The sequence below is a fragment of the Nocardia implantans genome (genome assembly GCF_035544775.1).
Taxonomy (GTDB): domain Bacteria; phylum Actinomycetota; class Actinomycetes; order Mycobacteriales; family Mycobacteriaceae; genus Nocardia; species Nocardia implantans.
Genome location: NZ_JAYKYQ010000006.1, coordinates 375,964 through 391,744, shown reverse-complemented (window position 1 = coordinate 391,744; position 15,781 = coordinate 375,964). Strand labels below are relative to the sequence as shown.

General features: G+C 70.2%; 13 protein-coding genes. 11 read left to right on the top strand and 2 right to left on the bottom strand.

Annotated elements, in window-relative coordinates; genetic code table 11:
• Positions 1 to 4 precede the first annotated feature (4 nt).
• The 10 genes from U3653_RS17195 to U3653_RS17150 all read left to right on the top strand — a co-directional run bounded on the left by U3653_RS17195 (position 5) and on the right by U3653_RS17150 (position 13,013).
• On the top strand, positions 5 to 757 hold the full coding sequence (locus tag U3653_RS17195) for a thioesterase II family protein (protein ID WP_195080361.1): 753 nt from the start codon (positions 5 to 7) through the stop codon (positions 755 to 757).
• Positions 757 to 2,076, top strand: a complete 1,320-nt coding sequence (locus U3653_RS17190) for a beta-ketoacyl [acyl carrier protein] synthase domain-containing protein (RefSeq protein WP_195080362.1) — start codon at positions 757 to 759, stop codon at positions 2,074 to 2,076. The genes U3653_RS17195 and U3653_RS17190 overlap by 1 nt, the downstream gene beginning before the upstream one ends.
• Positions 2,069 to 5,155, top strand: a complete 3,087-nt coding sequence (nbtC, locus tag U3653_RS17185) for a nocobactin polyketide synthase NbtC (protein ID WP_195080363.1) — start codon at positions 2,069 to 2,071, stop codon at positions 5,153 to 5,155. The genes U3653_RS17190 and nbtC overlap by 8 nt, the downstream gene beginning before the upstream one ends.
• Before the next feature lie 123 nt (positions 5,156 to 5,278).
• The gene (locus tag U3653_RS17180; protein WP_195080364.1) at positions 5,279 to 6,250 is read left to right on the top strand and encodes an ATP-binding cassette domain-containing protein; all 972 of its coding nucleotides are present in this window, start codon (positions 5,279 to 5,281) and stop codon (positions 6,248 to 6,250) included.
• Positions 6,247 to 7,026, top strand: a complete 780-nt coding sequence (locus tag U3653_RS17175) for an ABC transporter permease (protein ID WP_195080365.1) — start codon at positions 6,247 to 6,249, stop codon at positions 7,024 to 7,026. The genes U3653_RS17180 and U3653_RS17175 overlap by 4 nt, the downstream gene beginning before the upstream one ends.
• A complete protein-coding gene (locus U3653_RS17170; protein ID WP_195080366.1) occupies positions 7,023 to 7,790 on the top strand; it encodes an ABC transporter permease in 768 nt (255 codons plus the stop codon). Before U3653_RS17175 ends, U3653_RS17170 begins: the two co-directional genes overlap by 4 nt.
• A gap of 42 nt (positions 7,791 to 7,832) precedes the next feature.
• The gene (locus U3653_RS17165; protein WP_195080367.1) at positions 7,833 to 8,942 is read left to right on the top strand and encodes an MAB_1171c family putative transporter; all 1,110 of its coding nucleotides are present in this window, start codon (positions 7,833 to 7,835) and stop codon (positions 8,940 to 8,942) included.
• A gap of 16 nt (positions 8,943 to 8,958) precedes the next feature.
• Positions 8,959 to 10,008 (top strand): DUF6545 domain-containing protein, encoded by a 1,050-nt coding sequence (locus tag U3653_RS17160; RefSeq protein WP_195080368.1) that lies wholly within the window; start codon positions 8,959 to 8,961, stop codon positions 10,006 to 10,008.
• Positions 10,009 to 10,106: 98 nt separating this feature from the next.
• Positions 10,107 to 11,837: an MFS transporter gene (locus tag U3653_RS17155; RefSeq protein WP_195080615.1), complete on the top strand. Its 1,731-nt coding sequence runs from the start codon at positions 10,107 to 10,109 to the stop codon at positions 11,835 to 11,837.
• A gap of 60 nt (positions 11,838 to 11,897) precedes the next feature.
• Positions 11,898 to 13,013 (top strand): MAB_1171c family putative transporter, encoded by a 1,116-nt coding sequence (locus tag U3653_RS17150; RefSeq protein WP_195080369.1) that lies wholly within the window; start codon positions 11,898 to 11,900, stop codon positions 13,011 to 13,013.
• 72 nt (positions 13,014 to 13,085) lie between these two features.
• On the opposite strand, the gene U3653_RS17145 is transcribed toward U3653_RS17150, so the two are convergent.
• On the bottom strand, positions 13,086 to 13,475 hold the full coding sequence (locus tag U3653_RS17145; RefSeq protein ID WP_195080370.1) for a cupin domain-containing protein: 390 nt from the start codon (positions 13,473 to 13,475) through the stop codon (positions 13,086 to 13,088).
• 101 nt (positions 13,476 to 13,576) lie between these two features.
• Positions 13,577 to 15,025, bottom strand: coding sequence for an MFS transporter (locus U3653_RS17140; protein WP_195080371.1), 1,449 nt, complete (start codon positions 15,023 to 15,025; stop codon positions 13,577 to 13,579).
• 51 nt (positions 15,026 to 15,076) lie between these two features.
• Here U3653_RS17140 and U3653_RS17135 point away from each other — a divergent pair, with 51 nt between their 5' ends.
• A complete protein-coding gene (locus U3653_RS17135) occupies positions 15,077 to 15,754 on the top strand; it encodes a TetR/AcrR family transcriptional regulator (RefSeq protein WP_323124521.1) in 678 nt (225 codons plus the stop codon).
• The last annotated feature ends 27 nt before the right edge of the window (positions 15,755 to 15,781 follow it).

The window sequence follows — 15,781 nt, the reverse complement described above, 5'->3', positions numbered from 1 at the left end:
AATGATGGCCAGTTCACCCGGATGGATCCGGAAATTCCACAAACCCCGCGCCGCGGGCAACCCGCCGCTGGTGATCTGCCCGCACGCGGGTGGCGGCGCATCGACCTATCGGCCGTTCTCCAAGGCGCTCAGCGAGCATTTCGACGTCGTGGTCTTCCAGTACCCGGGACGGCAGGACCGGGCGGGCGAGCCGGTCAAGGAGACGATTCAGGAGATCGCCGCGGAGGCCTTCGACGAATACCTCCGCTCGCCGCTGCCGCGGGATGTCCCGGTCACGGTCTTCGGTCACAGCATGGGCACCATGGTGGCCTTCGAATTCACCCGGCTCGCCGAAGCGGCGGGCGTTCCGGTACGGCTGCTCGGCGTCTCCGGCGCGGTGGCCCCGTGGCAGGTCGCCGACATGCCGCCGCATCCCACCGAGGACGAGGCGCTGCTCGACCACGTCGGCGCGCTCGGCGGCACCGGCGCGGACGCGTTGGCCAACCGGGATCTGATGCGCATGGCGCTGCCCGCGCTGAAGGCCGACTACGCCGCGTTCGACGCCTACACCTGCCCCGAGGACGTGACGGTGCGCGCCCGCATCCACGCCATGGGCGGCAGCGCGGACGAGTTCGTCGGAATCGGCGATCTGTTCGCCTGGGACGCGCACACCGAACAGGACCTGACCGTGACGATGTTCGACGGCGGGCACTTCTATCTGCACGATCACGTACCGGCGATCACGGACGTGCTCTCCGGCGAGCGAGCGGCGGCATGATGACGGCGAACAACCACGAGGATCCGATCGTCATCGTCGGGATGGCCGTGGAAGCGCCTGGCGGCGTCGACACGCTGGGCGACTACTGGACGGCGCTGGCCGAGTCGCGCGACCTGATCGGGCCGTTCCCGCGTGACCGTGGCTGGCCCGTGGAACGACTGATGGGCATGGCCGACACCGACGGATGGGGCCGGGTCGCGGACGCGGGCGGATTCCTCACCGGCGCGGCGCACTTCGATCCGGCGTTCTTCGGGCTCAGCCCGCGTGAGGCGGTGGCGATGGACCCGCAGCACCGGGTCGCGCTGCGGGTGGCCTGGCGGGCGCTGGAGAACACCGGCGTCAACCCCGACGCGCTCGCCGGTGCGGAAGCCGGTTGCTTCATGGGCGTTTCGTACACCGAGTACGGTCCACGAGGCGACGAACCGAACGAATACACCGGTTATCGGGCCACCGGGGCCGCGCTCGGTGCGACGGCGGGCCGGATCTCGCATGTGCTCGGTTTGGTCGGCCCTTCGATCAGCGTGGACACCGCGTGCGCCTCGTCGCTGTCTGCGCTGCACTTGGCGGCCAACGCGATCCGCGCCGACGAGTGCGAATGGGCGCTGGCGGGCGGCGTCTGCGTGATGGGCTCGGCGGCGGGCTTCTTCGAGTTCGCCAGGGCGAACGCGCTCGCGCCGGACGGTCAGTGCAGGCCCTACTCCGCGCACGCGCAAGGAACGCTGTGGGGCGAGGGCGCGGGTGTGGTCGTGCTGGAACGCGAGTCGCGAGCGCGCGAACTCGGGCACCGGATCTACGGCCGGGTGCTGGCCACCCGGGTGAACCACAACGGCAAGGGCGCGCCGATCGCGGTGCCCAGCAGTGCCGCGCAGGAGCGGCTGATCCGCAAGACGGTCGCGGCGGCGGGCATCCCGGCCGAGTACGTCGGGATGATCGAGGGCCACGGCACCGGCACCGCGGTGGGCGATCCCATCGAGCTGGTCGCCTTGCAGAACGTGTACGGCGCGGGTGCGGACGCGGGGCCGCTGCTCGGTTCGGTGAAGTCGAATCTCGGTCACGCACAAGCCGCCTCGGGCATGCTCGGCTTGATCAAGGTGCTGCTCAGCGGCCTGCACGGCAGGATAGCGCCGACCAGGTTCGCCGAGGAACCGACCACGGAGGTGGATTGGCACGCCGCCTCCCTACGCCTGGCCGACCGGCTGTCGGACTGGGCTCCGCGCGACGGCGTCCGCTACGGGGCGGTCTCCTCGTTCGGTGTCGCGGGCACCAACGCGCACGCCGTCATCGCCATGCCCGCGCTGGAGGAGGAGATCCATGTCTAGTCACCGGCTTCCGGACGGCAGCATTCCCGTCCTGCTGTCCTCCGACGGCGTCGAGTCGCTGCGCGCCGAGGCCGCCGCGATCCTCGCCTACTTGCAACGGTGGCCCGGCGTCACGCCGGATCAGGTGTCGGACATGCTGCTGCGGACCAGATCGGCGCGACGGCATCGGGCGCTGGCCATGGTGCGCGACCGCGCGGAACTGACCGACGCGCTGCGCGCGGTGGCGGCGGGGCAGCCGCACCCCGCCGTGCTCGGCAACAGCGCCGCGGCGAGCGCGCGCAGGATCGGATTCGTGTTCCCCGGTCAAGGTAGCCAGCGGGCGGGCATGGGCAAGCTCTACTACGAGAAGTCGCCGGTATTCCGCGCGGCGGTCGAGGAATGCGATCTGGTGTTCCAAGAGCTGTTCCAGCTGTCCCCCCTGGAGTACCTGCTCGACGACTCCCTCTCCGACGACGTGCTGCGCACCGTGCAGCCCGCGCTGCTGATGCAGATGCTCGGGCTCGCCGCGATGTGGCAGGCGGCCGGCGTTCGCCCCGCCGTGACCATCGGCCACAGCCAGGGCGAGCTGGCGGCGGCCGTGGTCGCCGGGGTGATGCCGCTGGCCGACGCGGTGCGCGTGGTCACGTTGCGCGGCGGGCTCGTCGATACCCTGGGCGAGCAGGAACGCACCAAGGGCCGGGTGTTCTCGATGGCCGTGCTCGGCATCGATCGGGAGGAATGCGAGGCGCTGCTGGCCCGCAATTCCGGATTCGCCGAACTGTCGGTGATCAATTCGGCGCACGTGCTGGTGATCGGCGGGGATCGCTCGACGGTCGGCGAGATGGTCGCCGAACTGACCGCCCAGGGCAAGTTCGCCAAGGAGATCCGCGTCGCCTATCCGGCGCACACCTCGGTGGTCAGCGAGTTCCGCGACGAGTTCTGCGACAGCACGCTGGTGGACAAGCTGGATCGCGCGCAGTTCGCCGCGACCGACATCGAATGCATCGGCGGCACGCTGGGCGCCGCGATCACCCCGGACCTGCCGGTCGGTGACTACTGGTACTGGAACCTGCGCAACCGCGTGCGATTCGATCTGGCCATCGCCGCCGGTGTGGACAGCGGCGTCGATACGTTCATCGAGATCTCCGAGCATCCGGCGCTGGTACTGGCCCTGATGGAGAACCTGGGCACCGCGACCGTCCAGCGTGATTTCCAGGTGATCGGCACCTCGCGCCGCACCGCCGAGGGCTTGGAGGACTTCACCCGCAACCTCGCGACCGTCGCGGTCAACGACGCCGGATACGACTGGTCGGCCTTGCGCGTGAAATCCCATGCGCGCGAAGGACTTCCGCTGCTCGACTTCCCGAACACCCGGATGAACGAGAAACACCTCTGGGCGCCGTACGAGCGGACCGAGAGCGTCGCGCGACCGACGACCACGCCGGAAGCGCCGACCGCGCCCCCGGCCCGGGTGCGGGAGACGTGGGTGCGGCTGCCCGCGCGCACCCTGGTGCCGCCACGCACGGTGGCCATCGTCGACGGCACCGGACGCTGCGCGGAGCTGGCCGGTGCCCTGCGGACCGCCGCGGCCCGGCACGGCGTGCCGGTCGTCGATCACGACGGCGGCAGCGTGGCTTTCGACACCGTCCTCGTGCTCGCGCCCGCGCCGAGCGACGGCGAGATCGAGTCCGCCGTCACGGCGCTGGCCGAGTTCGTCGGCGGAAGCGCTTGGCTGCCCGACCTGACCGGGGTGGGCGATGCCTGGCTGGTGACCGTCGGCGGGGAACAGGTGCTCGCCGCCGACACCCCCGACCTGTTCGGCGCCGCCGCCCAGGCGGGATTCCGTTGCCTGGCCGCCGAGCATCTCGGCGTGCGCTTGCGCCACCTCGATCTGCCCGCGGACCAACCGGCCGCGGCCATGGCCCGGCAGGCGATCGGCGCGATCCACACCGCGGCCGAGCCGGAACTCGCGCTGCGCGAGGACGGCGTCTACGCCAAACGCCTGATCGCCGACGACTCAGCACCCGAGCCGCTGCACGACGACCGGCTCGCCGAGGTGCTGATCACCGGCGGCACCGGCAAACTCGGACTGGACTTCTGCGAGCAGTTCGTGCGCGCGGGCGCGAAACGAATCACCCTGCTCGGCCGGTCGGGCGGATCGCCGGAGGTGCGCGCCCGGATCGCGCGCATCGGCGAACTGGGGCCCGCCGAGATCGTCGTGCGGGCCTGCGATGTGCGCGACGAGGCGGCCGTGGCCGCGCTGGCCGCGGACTATCGCGACACGCCCATCGACCTGATCGTGCACGCCGCGGTCGATTACGTCGCCGCGGCCGAGCCCGGCCCGGAGGCCGTGCGCGCGGCCGCCGCGCCGAAGATCGTGGCCCTCGACCATCTGGTGCGGCATCTGCCGCGCGGCGAGGCGGGCCGGATCGTGCTGTGCTCGTCGCTGTCGGCGACCATCGGCGGGCGAGGTCACCTGCTGTATTCGGCGGTCAACCGCATGCTCGATGCCGCCGCGGCGCGGTATCGCGGTCGCGGCGTCGCGTGCTCGTCGGTGCAGTGGGGCTTGTGGCGCGAGGTCGGAGCGGATCAGGCCGAGGCGCTGGCGAAGATCAGCGGCACCGGCCTGGCGCCGATGAACCCGGCGGCCGCGACCGCCGCGGGCATCACCACGGCGGCGGAGAACGTCATCGTCGCGGCGGCGGATTGGGAGCGGATCGCGGACATCTTCACGATCTTCGGCTTCGGTCCGCTGTTCGCGGGCCTCGAGGTCGAGCCGCTGCCGGAGCTGGCGCGGGTTCCCGAGACGGGGACCGTCGCACCGCAGGTCGAGACGGCGCCACAGCCAGAGCCGGAGGACGTGCCCGAACCCGACGGCGCCGACACCGCGGAACGGGTCCGGTTCGCCCTGCGCGCGGTGATGGGCATGGACACCTCGGAGTCGATCGACGGATCGATGCCGCTGGTGGCGCTCGGCCTCGACTCGCTGCAGGCGCTGGATCTGCGCAAGCGCATCGAAGCGGAACTGCGGCGCGAACTCCCGGTCACGGCGATCCTCGGCGGGGCGTCGCTGGACGAAGTGGTCACCCTGCTCGGCTAGTGGCGACCCTGCGGGGCCGGTGTGGGGCGACCGCACCGGCCATGGACCAAGGGCTCGCGCCGCCAGTCGATTTAGGTTAGCTTTACCAAAGTAACTGCGGGCAATCGGAAAACGGAGGCTGGTGTGGAGGCGAGCAGGGGCGCGACAACGCGCACCGATCCGGCGATCGTCGTGGAAGCCGTCGAGAAATCGTTCGGCGAGGTGAAGGCGCTGCGCGGGATCAGCTTCAGCGCGCCCGCGGGCAGCGTGCTCGGGGTGCTCGGCCCCAACGGCGCGGGCAAGACCACCACCGTGTCGGTACTGTCGACGCTGGTGAAGCCGGACGCGGGCCGGGCGACGGTCGCCGGCTTCGACGTGGTTCGCGAGGCCGAGCAGGTGCGCGCCTCGATCATGCTCACCGGCCAGTACGCCGCGCTCGACGAAATGCTCACCGGCCGCGAGAATCTGGTGCTGTTCGGCAGGCTGATGGGGTTGCGCCGCAAACAGGCGCGGACGCGGGCCGAGGAACTGCTCGCCCAGTTCGAGTTGGAGCACGCCGCCGACCGCCGCGTCGGACAGTACTCGGGCGGTATGCGCCGGCGCATCGACATCGCCTGCGGCCTGGTGCGCCCACCGCAGGTGGTGTTCCTCGACGAGCCGACCACCGGTCTGGACCCGGTGAGCAGGCAGAGTCTGTGGGCGCTGGTGCGCTCGCTCAAGGACCAGGGCGTCACGATCCTGCTGACCACGCAATACCTCGAAGAAGCCGACGTGCTCAGCGACAACATCATCGTCGTCGACAAGGGCACGGTGATCGCCGAGGGCACCGCCGACGAACTCAAGGCGCGCACCGGAACCAGCTTCTGCGAGGTGGTTCCCGCCGACGCGGGCCGGGTGCCCGCCGTGGTGGCGGCGCTCACCGGACTAGGTGAACTCACCGTCGCCGAATCGGCCGATCGGGTCTCGCTGCCCGCGCCGGACGGCGCCGTCACGCTCGGCGAGGCGCTGCGCAGGCTCAACGAAGCCGAGATCGAGCTGATCGACATCGCACTGCGCAGGCCGTCGCTGGACGAGGTCTTCATCGAACTGACCAAGCCCACCGAGGTCGTGGCGTGACGACGTCGAACCCCGCGGCGGTACTGCGTGTTCCGCCACTGTCGCAGTGGAGCGCGCTGAGCGAGCGCGGTATTCGCGCCGCGGTGCGGGAGGGCGACCTGATCCTGGCCTTCACCGCGCCGGTGACGTTCTTCGTCTGCGTGTACGTTCCGCTGCGCCGCTCCATGGAAGCGTCCGGACTGGACTACGCGCAATTCCTGCTGCCGCTCATCGCGTTGCAGGCGATGTTCTTCACCGCCATGTTCGCCGGTGACCGCGCCGCCAGGGAAGTGGCCGGCGGCATGGGCGCCAGGTTGCGCTCGCTGCCCGTGCGAGCCTGGGTGCCGCCGGCGGCCCGGATCTCGGCGAACGTCGTGCGCGCGGGCGCGGCCCTGGCGGGCGCGCTGGTCATCGGCGCGCTGTTCGGTTTCCGTTTCCACGGGGTGCCCGGCGCCATCGCCTTCCTGGGCTTGACCCTGGCCTTCGGCGCGGCGCTGGTGCTCGGCGCGGACGCGCTCGGCACCAAGACCGCCAATCCGGAACTCGGCGCGACCGTGCTGTTCGCACCGCAACTGCTGCTGCTGATGATGTCCACGGGTTTCGTTCCCGCCGAGAGTTTTCCCGGCTGGATCCAGCCGTTCGTGCGCAACCAGCCGGTGTCCCAGGTGGCGGGCGCGCTGCGGGAGATGTCGGAAGGACGCTTCGGGGCCGCCTCGGCCATCGCCGCGGTCTGGGTCGCCGGTCTGCTCGTCGCGGCGATCGTGGTGTCGATCCGGGTGGAGAGGAAGCGGCGATGATCGCACTGCTCGACCAGAGCCTGGTGGAGACCGGGCGGCTGCTGCGGCGCTGGAGCAGGCAGCAGGAGGTGGTGACCACCACGCTCGTGCTGCCGATCCTGCTGCTGCTCATGTACAAGCTGGTGCTCGGCAAGGCGCTCACCCCGGCCGGTGGCGGCGCCGAGCCGATCTACGGTTTCGTGCCGATGATCGCGGTGGCCGGGGCGATGTACGGCGCGATGGGCACGGGCCTTTCGCTCTACGGGGAGCGGGAAAGCGGTCTGCTGCGCCGGTTCTGGGTGCTGCCGGTGCACCGCTCGGCCGGACTGATCGGCCGGCTGCTCGCCGAATGCCTGCGCGCGCTCGCTGCCACCGCGATCGTGCTGATCGTCGGCGTGCTGCTCGGGCTGCGGTTCCACAACGGTCTCGCCGGGGTGCTCGGCGCGCTGCTGGTGCCCGCGCTCGTCATCGCGGGTTTCACCCCGATGGTGATCGTGGTCGGCGTGAGCCGCATCGGCGACAAGGTGGTCCAGATCTTCGCCGCCGTCGTGCTCTTGGCGATGTTCTTCAACTCCGGCTTCGTCCCGGTGGAGAACTATCCCGAGTGGTTGCGGCCGATCGTGCGCGGCCAGCCGATGAGCTGCGCGATCGAGGCGATGCGCGGGTTCATCCTCGGCGGGCCGCTGCTCACCCCGCTGGTGCAGGTCATCGCGTGGTCGGTGGGGTTGACGGCGGTCTTCGGACTGCTGGCCGTCCGCGGCTACCGCGATGCCGCCCGGCACTGATCGGCTTGGCCGCGGCGCCGCGGCGAATTACTGTCTGTCGCGATGAATTCCGTACCCGCGCCGCTGCTGCTGTCGATCGGTGTGTTCGCCGCGGTGGTCACGGTCGGTCGCTGGGTGTTGGTGCGCCACACCATGATCGACCGGTTGATCAACCGCATCTGGACGTGGGAACTGTCCGGGTTCCTGGCCGGCGGCATCGGCGCCGGGTTGGGCGCGCCTGTGCTGGGGGAGCGGTTGTTCATGGGTTGCGGTCTGCTGGCGGGCGCGAGCGCCATCGGCTTCGCGATGGTGCTTGCCGGCCGCGAGCCCGAGCGGGCCCGAGGCGACCAGCGGCGATACGACACGGTCGCGGCGATCGCCGCGGTATCGCTGCTGGCGGAACTGCCGGTGCACGATCATCTCGACTGGCTGCACTGGCCCAGCGTCGTATGGACCGCCGGTTCGGGCGCGACGGCGATGGGCGGAATCTTGATCGCCCGCACCTGCGTTGTCGAGATGTTGCGCGCGGATCTGTCGGTGTGGGAACGGATGCTGTACGGCACGCTGTTCGCACTCGCCGTGTACTGGTTCGCGGGCTCGGTCGTCGGCATGGTCCGGACCGCCACGGGCACGCCACCGACCGAACCCGGTGCGCGGTGGGTACTGGTGGTGCTCGCCAGCTTCGTGGTCACCACCGGACTGGTGACCGTGCGGCTGGTCGACGTGATCCTGGCGCGCTGCGCGTGGGACCGGGCGAGCAGGCGGTGCCGCCGGTTGCGTCCGTTGTGGCGGGATTTGACCGCAGCGGTGCCGGAAGTCGTGCTGCAACACGGCCCTTCGGACCGTGACTCGGCTTCACGGCTGTATCGCATGTCGGTCGAACTCTGGGACGCGGTGCTGCATCTGAAGGCGTACGTGCCGCCGGACGTCGCGGGCGAGCGCGACCTCGCCGTGCTGATGGCGCACGCCCACCAGGTCAAGATGGCGGGTGGCGGGCCGTCGGGCGCGGCAGACGTGCGCCTGCCGGGACCGGTCGATCGCGGCTCGGAATTGAGCGTGCTGCTCGACCTGGCTCGCAAATGGCCCTCGGTCCGTGCCGCGAGCGGTGCGCCGGCCCTGGACGGCGTGGACCGGCTCCCCGTGCGCCGTGCCCGGCTGCGCGAATCCTGGTAGTGGACGGGGTTCGCCGATGAATTCCACGCCGCCGACCGTGTCGGTCGTGGTCTCCGTCTTCGCGGTACTGGTCACCGCGGGACGGTGGTGGCTGGTGAACGACGCTCCGGCCGATCGGTTGATCAATCGCGCGCTGAGCTGGAATCTGGCCTCGCTGGCCGGATACTCGATCGCCGCGGCCGCGGGTAACGAGCAACTGGGGCAGCAGGTGCTGCTGGGCATCGGAGCCGCTTCCTTGTCCCACGCCTACGGTCTGGCGAAACTGCTGGACGGCGCGAGTCCGGCCGGCGTGGGCGCGCGGCAACGGCGGTACAACGCTGCCGCGGGGGTGTACGCGCTGATCACCGCCGGCTGCACCGTGGCCGACGCGCTCGGCGCAGGCCTCGGCTCGGTGCTGGACTGGGAGGGGCTGTTGTGGTCGGCGGCCGGTGTGTTCATCGGCTTCGTCGGCCTGCTGCTCGCGCGCGCCTGCATCCGGGAACTGCGACTGGTCGCGTCGTCCCTCCGGGAGCGCCTGACCTACTCGGCGTTGCTGCTGCTCGGCCTCTACTGCGCGGTGTCGACGGTCGGCGGTATCACCCAGGTCGCGGCAGGCGCTGTGCCGGGCGACCCTGGACCGGCATGGGCTGCGGCGTCGATCGTGGCGTTCGGTGTGCTCGCCGCCCTGGTATCGATCCCGCTGCTGGAGGCGTTGGCGCTGCGGGCGGGCCTGGATCGCGACGCCCGCGCTTGCAGGCGGCTGCGACCACTGTGGCGAGATCTCACCACGGCGGTTCCGGAAGTGGTGCTGCCCCCGCACGATTCCGGGTCCGCGTCGCGGTTGTACCGGATGAGCGTCGAGATCGAGGATGCGCTGGTGGTGCTGCGGAATTACACACCGGCCCCGGGCCACTCCCCAGCCGACGACCGCCACGCGGTCCGTGCCGCCTATGCGGCGTGGCTCGAGCGCTGCGGCCCGATCGGCCCGTCCACTCGCGGCGACGACCACGCCGGTCGGTTGCGTTTCCTGCTCGACCTCGCGCGTCGATGGCCACGCCGCCCGGCGTTTGATGGTTACATCGGCTAACTATATAGTTTGCGGTGGTAACTATGTGGTGAGGGGCTGCCGTGACGAATCCATCCGCCGAAGTCGACCCGGGCGACGTCCGAACCATCCGGCGCAGAATGCGCTACGACCGGGACCATCCGGGGTACAAGTGGATCGTTCTGACCAACACCACGCTCGGCGTGCTGCTCACGGCGGTCAATTCCTCGATCGTGCTCATCTCGCTGCCCGCGATCTTCCGCGGCGTCGGGCTCAATCCGCTCGAAGCGGGCAACGTCGGATACCTGCTGTGGATGTTGATGGGCTACCTGCTGGCCACCGCCGTGCTCGTGGTGATGTTCGGCCGGCTCGGTGACATCTTCGGCCGGGTGCGGGTCTACAACCTCGGGTTCACGGTGTTCGCGCTGTCGGCGGTCGCCCTGTCCTTCGATCCGTGGCACGGGGGCGCGGGCGCGATGTGGATCATCGTCTGGCGAGTGATCCAAGGGATCGGCGGCGCGATGCTGACGGCCAACTCCTCGGCGATTCTCACCGACGCGTTCCCGGCGCGCCAGCGCGGCACCGCGCTCGGCATCAACATGGTCGCCGCGGTGGCCGGTTCGTTCTTCGGCCTGCTCATCGGAGGCGTGCTGTCGGAATGGGACTGGCGAGCGGTGTTCTGGGTGAGCGTTCCGATCGGCATCCTCGGCGCGGTCTGGTCCTATCGCTCGCTGCACGAGGTCGGCGTCCGCTCCGCGGGCAAGGTGGACTGGGCGGGCACCGTCACCTTCGGTCTCGGGCTCACCGCGCTGCTCACCGGCATCACCTACGGCATCCAGCCCTACGGCGGGCACGCCACCGGCTGGACCAGCCCGTGGGTGCTGTCCGCCGTGCTCGGCGGGATCGCGCTGCTCGCGGTGTTCTGCCTGGTGGAGACGCGGGTTCCCGATCCCATGTTCCATCTCGGGCTGTTCCGCAATCGCGCCTTCGGACTCGGCAACTTCGCCAATCTGATGGTCTCCATCGGACGCGGCGGCATGCAGTTCATGCTGATCATCTGGTTGCAGGGCATCTGGCTTCCCCTGCACGGCTACGACTTCGAATCCACCCCGCTGTGGGCCGGTATCTACCTGCTGCCCTTGACCATCGGCTTCCTCGCCGCCGGACCGGTTTCCGGCTGGCTGTCCGACCGCTACGGCCCGCGGCCCTTCACCACCAGCGGCGCGTTGCTGGCCGGCGCGACCTTCCTGCTGCTGCTGGTCATCCCCGTCGACTTCGACTACTGGCTGTTCGCGCTGATCACCCTGCTCAACGGCATCGGCAGCGGCTTGTTCTTCTCCCCGAACACCGCCGCCATCATGTCCAGCGTCCCCGCCGCCCAGCGCGGCGCCGCCTCCGGCATGCGCGGCACCCTCTTCAACGGCGGCAACGCCCTGTCGATGGGCATCTTCTTCTCCCTCATGGTCGTCGGCTTGGCGGCGAGCCTGCCATCGGCGCTGGACTCCGGTCTGCGCGCGCAGGGCGTTTCCGCCGCAGCCGCGGCGGAACTGGCCGGAATGCCGCCGGTGGCCAGCATGTTCGCGGCGTTCCTCGGGTACAACCCGATCCAGGAGCTGCTCGGGCCGTCGGGTGAACTGAGCAAGCCGGGAGTCGACGCGCAGACCCTCACCGGACAAGAGTTCTTCCCGCACCTGCTCACCGGGCCGTTCCATGCCGGATTGGTCGTGGTGTTCGTGTCGGCGGCCGTGATGATGTTCCTGGCCGCGGCCGCGTCGTGGTTCCTCGGCGACAAGTACGTCTACGACGAGGCGGCCGAGCTGGCCGAGGCGGACAAGCGGGCGCAGCGGACGGTCACGGTGCCGGTCCGCTGATCCGCCGATGCCCTGGCTCGCGGTGGCCGGGCGGGCTCCGGAGGATTTACAGTCACCACGATGTACGTCGTACCGGCCTGGTTGGTGATCACGGTCATCGTCTTCGTCGCGCTCATGACCATCGGGCGGTGGTTGTTCGTGAACGAGACCAGCTCCGACCGGCTGATCAACCGGACCTGGAGCTGGACCGTGGCCGCTGTGTCGGTGTACGCGGTCGTGCCCGCGCTTGGGCATCCGTACTTCGCCCGGTGCCTGTATCTGGGGCTGGATCTGATCGCGCTCGCGAGCTTCTACGGGTTGGCCCGGCTGCTCGACGACGCCGATTCCGCCGCCGCACCGGCGCGTCAGCGCCGATACGATGCGACCGCGGTCACGGCCGCCGTTTGCCTGGTCTGCGGCGCACCTGTCGCGTACCGGCTGCTGCGGATCGATTACACCGAGATCGTCTGGACCTTGTCGGCGGTCCCCGCATCGTTCGCGGGGTTGCTGTTCGGCCGGGCCTGTGTTCGGGAACTGCGCGTCGCGGGCTCCGCCGCGCGAGAGAAGATCACCTACGCGCTGTTGCTGATGTTCTCGATCCATTGGTCGGTCTCGTGGTCTTTCATGCTCTGCCGTTCGCTCGCGGGCACGCCGCCGAGCGAACCGGGGACCGTCGCGGCCGTCTCGTCCTTCCTCATGTTGTCGGTGGTGACGCTGCTGACCGCGATCCCGCTGTGCACCGTGCTGCTGGCGCGCGCGGCGTGGGACCGGACCGGCCGTCGCTGTCGCCGGTTGCGCCCGCTGTGGCGCGAATTGACCGCCGCGGTGCCGGAAGTGGTCCTGCTCTGCGATCCCTCCGCACCGCGCGAGCCCGCCTCACAGCTCTACCGGATGACGGTCGAGATCTGGGACGCGCTCCTGCATTTGAAGCAGTACGCCCCCGACGGGCTCGGCTCGCCCGGCGCGACGGAAGACCAGGTGCGCGCTTACGCGCTGCGCGTGGCGTCGGCTGTTCGAGCGAAACGCGACGGCAGCGCGCCGATGCCCGGGTTCCCCGCACGTGCTGTCGGGCAGGAGGAGAAACGCGATCGCGCGGAGGATTTGGCGTTCTTGATCCGATTGGCTCGCGAATGGCCCACGGCTGTGGCGATCGCCGACCGCTGTGCGGATACGCAACCAATGCCGTATCCCCCGTAGCACTTTCGAACACGGTCGGTGACCAGCCCGGCGCCCGCGCGCGACGCGCACGCGGGCACCGTGGCGGCGCGATCACCGCGCGGTGACGGGCTCCTGACGGGTCTCGTGGCGCAGGCCGACGGACATGATGGCGGATGGTTCGTCCAGTTCGATGCGGTGCCAGCGGTTGCGGGGGACGACGAAAGCGGTGCCCGCGGTGAGGCGCACCATCGATTCCTCGTCGCCGGGCCGCTCGGGTCGCAGGTAGAGGCGCAGCGCGCCGGTCAAGCAGCACACCGCCTCATCGCCGCTCGGGTGGACTTCCCAATGATCGGCATGCACGTCGGCGTCGGATTCGACATGGAACGTCGCGAGTTGCCAGTCGCCGTCGCCGCTGCTCATCCGCCGTTCACCGGCCGCTACGCGGCCGTCGTGGCCGAAATGGATGGCGCGGCCGAACAAGTCGATCGGGGCCTGGTTCATGATGGGTTCCTCTCGTTGCGATGGGTGAAACTTTCGGGGTTGATCGAGTGCGGCTCGGTGGCGATCCGAGCCGTTCCGGCTCGCAGGCGGTATTTCGCTCTTCATGGGCGCGCTGCGGACATTTCGGCTTCCGGCCGCATCAGGTCCGCTCCGGCCGTGGGACTCACCCGGCTCGTCCTCGGCAGCACAGTCGCGGCAACGACGCTCGCCACGGCGAAAAGTCCCGCCGCGCAGCACAACGCGAGCGCGTAACCGCTGTTCAGCGCCGCGGGCGCGGTGCTGTCGCCGGTGCGCGCCGCCGCGACCGTGGCGAGCGCGGCTACCCCGACACACCCGCCGAGCTGCCGCGCGCTGTTGAACACGCCGGAAGCCATTCCCGCTTCCTGCGGCGCGACGCCCATGGTCGCCGCGGCGGCCACCGGAGCCAGGCACAGCCCGAGACCGAAGCCGCCGAGCAGCGAAGGGCCGAGGACATCGGCGACGAAGCTGCCGTCGACGCTGATGAAGGCGAACCAGCCGATCCCGGCCGTGGTCAGCGCCCCGCCGAGAACGAGCGCCGCTTTCGGGGAGCGCCGCCCGCCCAAGCGGGTGGCCACCACAGTGCCGACGATGACGCTGAGGGAGAAGGGCACGAAAGCCGCACCCGCCGCGCCCGCGCTCATGGCCAGCACCTGCTGCTGGTACAGCGACAGGAAATAGAACGCGCTGAACTGCCCGGCCGCGGCGAAGAATACGAAGAGATTCGCGCCCGCCACCCAGCGGTTGCCGAACAGCCCGAGCCGCACCAAAGGCGTCGATGTCCGTGCCTCCACCGCGAGAAAAGCCGCGAGCAGCACCACCCCGGACCCGAGGGTCACGGCCGTGGCGGCGGAGAGCCAGCCGTAGTGTTCGGTCCGCACCACGCCCACGACCAGCAAACCGATTCCGCCGGTGGCGAGGACAGCGCCGGGCACGTCGATCCGCGCTCGGCCGCTCACTCGATCGGCCGCCACACCGGCCACCGCCGCGACCGACGCGATCACCACGATCGGAACGTTGATCAGCATCACCCAGCGCCAGTTGGCGTACTCGGTCAGCAATCCGCCCACCAGCACGCCGATCGCGCCGCCCGCCGCGTTCACCGCGCTCCATACGCCGAGCGCTCGCACCCGGGCGGGACCTTCCGGAAACGTCGTGGTCAATGTGGCCAGCGCGGCGGGAGCCACGGCCGCCGCGGCCAGACCCTGGACTGCCCGCGCGGCGACGAGTTGCCAGGGCTCCTGCGCGAACCCGCCCGCCAGGGAGGCGATGCCGAACACGACAAGCCCGGTGGTGAACAACCTGCGCCGCCCGAACAGATCGCACGCCTTTCCGCCCAACAGCAGGAACCCGCCGAAGGTCAGCGCGTAGACGTGCACCACCCAGGCCAGATCGACCGGAGCGAAGCCCAGATCCGCGCGGATGGCAGGCAGCGCGACATTCACCACCGCCAGGTCCAGCGCGACCATGAACTGCGCGACGGCCACCGCCGTCAAGGCGAAGGCCGGCCGCCCATGAGAGTTTTTATACATGTATAAAAAGTAACCGTGCGAGCCGCCCCGTGTCCACATCCGATGCGGCGGATGAGTGAAGATGGACCCATGCCGAGTTCGTCGCAACCACAGCGCACCGGTCGCCCCGCGCGTATCTCCCGCACGGAGATCCTCGCGGCGGCCAACTCGGTGATCGAGGCCGAGGGCGTGGCGAAACTGACCATGCGCCGCCTCGCCGCCGAACTCGGCTGCACGCCGATGGCGCTCTACCACCACGTCCGGGACAAAGAAGACCTACTGCGGCTACTGCTCAACGAGTACGCCGACCAGGTGGTCTGGCCGGACCTGCCGGAGGAACCCCGCGACCGCGTGCGCGTCGCGGCGCGCGCCATGCGCGACGCTCTCGCCGCGCGGCCGTGGATCGTGGACATCCTCGCCGCGGACGATCTTCTGGGCGTCTCGGCGCTGTGGGTCAGCGAATCCATCGTCGACGGATTCGTCGCGGGCGGCCTGCCGCTGGACCGCGCCGCCCAGGCGTACCGCGTCATCTGGCACTACACGGCGGGCGACCTCATCGTGCGCGCCCGATCCGCCCGCCGGGCCGCGGAGGACCGTCCCACCTTCCGCGCACAGGTTTTCGCCGACCTCGACGCCGAGACCTACCCTCGCCTCGCCGCACTCGGCTCCGACTACCTCTCCCTCGCCGCCCGCGACACCTACGACCTCGGCCTCGCCGCGCTCATCGACGGCCTGCTCCGGTCCGCATAGCGATCGAGCCCGCCACGAAGGACGGGC

Bases quoted from the DNA above. Each gene is read 5' to 3' on its own strand.
- U3653_RS17195 (WP_195080361.1), top strand. From the start codon at position 5: ATGGCCAGTTCACCCGGATGGATCCGGAAATTCCACAAACCCCGCGCC.
- U3653_RS17190 (WP_195080362.1), top strand. From the start codon at position 757: ATGACGGCGAACAACCACGAGGATCCGATCGTCATCGTCGGGATGGCC.
- nbtC (WP_195080363.1), top strand. From the start codon at position 2,069: ATGTCTAGTCACCGGCTTCCGGACGGCAGCATTCCCGTCCTGCTGTCC.
- U3653_RS17170 (WP_195080366.1), top strand. From the start codon at position 7,023: ATGATCGCACTGCTCGACCAGAGCCTGGTGGAGACCGGGCGGCTGCTG.
- U3653_RS17165 (WP_195080367.1), top strand. From the start codon at position 7,833: ATGAATTCCGTACCCGCGCCGCTGCTGCTGTCGATCGGTGTGTTCGCC.
- U3653_RS17160 (WP_195080368.1), top strand. From the start codon at position 8,959: ATGAATTCCACGCCGCCGACCGTGTCGGTCGTGGTCTCCGTCTTCGCG.
- U3653_RS17155 (WP_195080615.1), top strand. From the start codon at position 10,107: ATGCGCTACGACCGGGACCATCCGGGGTACAAGTGGATCGTTCTGACC.
- U3653_RS17150 (WP_195080369.1), top strand. From the start codon at position 11,898: ATGTACGTCGTACCGGCCTGGTTGGTGATCACGGTCATCGTCTTCGTC.
- U3653_RS17145 (WP_195080370.1), bottom strand. From the start codon at position 13,475: ATGAACCAGGCCCCGATCGACTTGTTCGGCCGCGCCATCCATTTCGGC.
- U3653_RS17140 (WP_195080371.1), bottom strand. From the start codon at position 15,025: ATGTATAAAAACTCTCATGGGCGGCCGGCCTTCGCCTTGACGGCGGTG.
- U3653_RS17135 (WP_323124521.1), top strand. From the start codon at position 15,077: ATGAGTGAAGATGGACCCATGCCGAGTTCGTCGCAACCACAGCGCACC.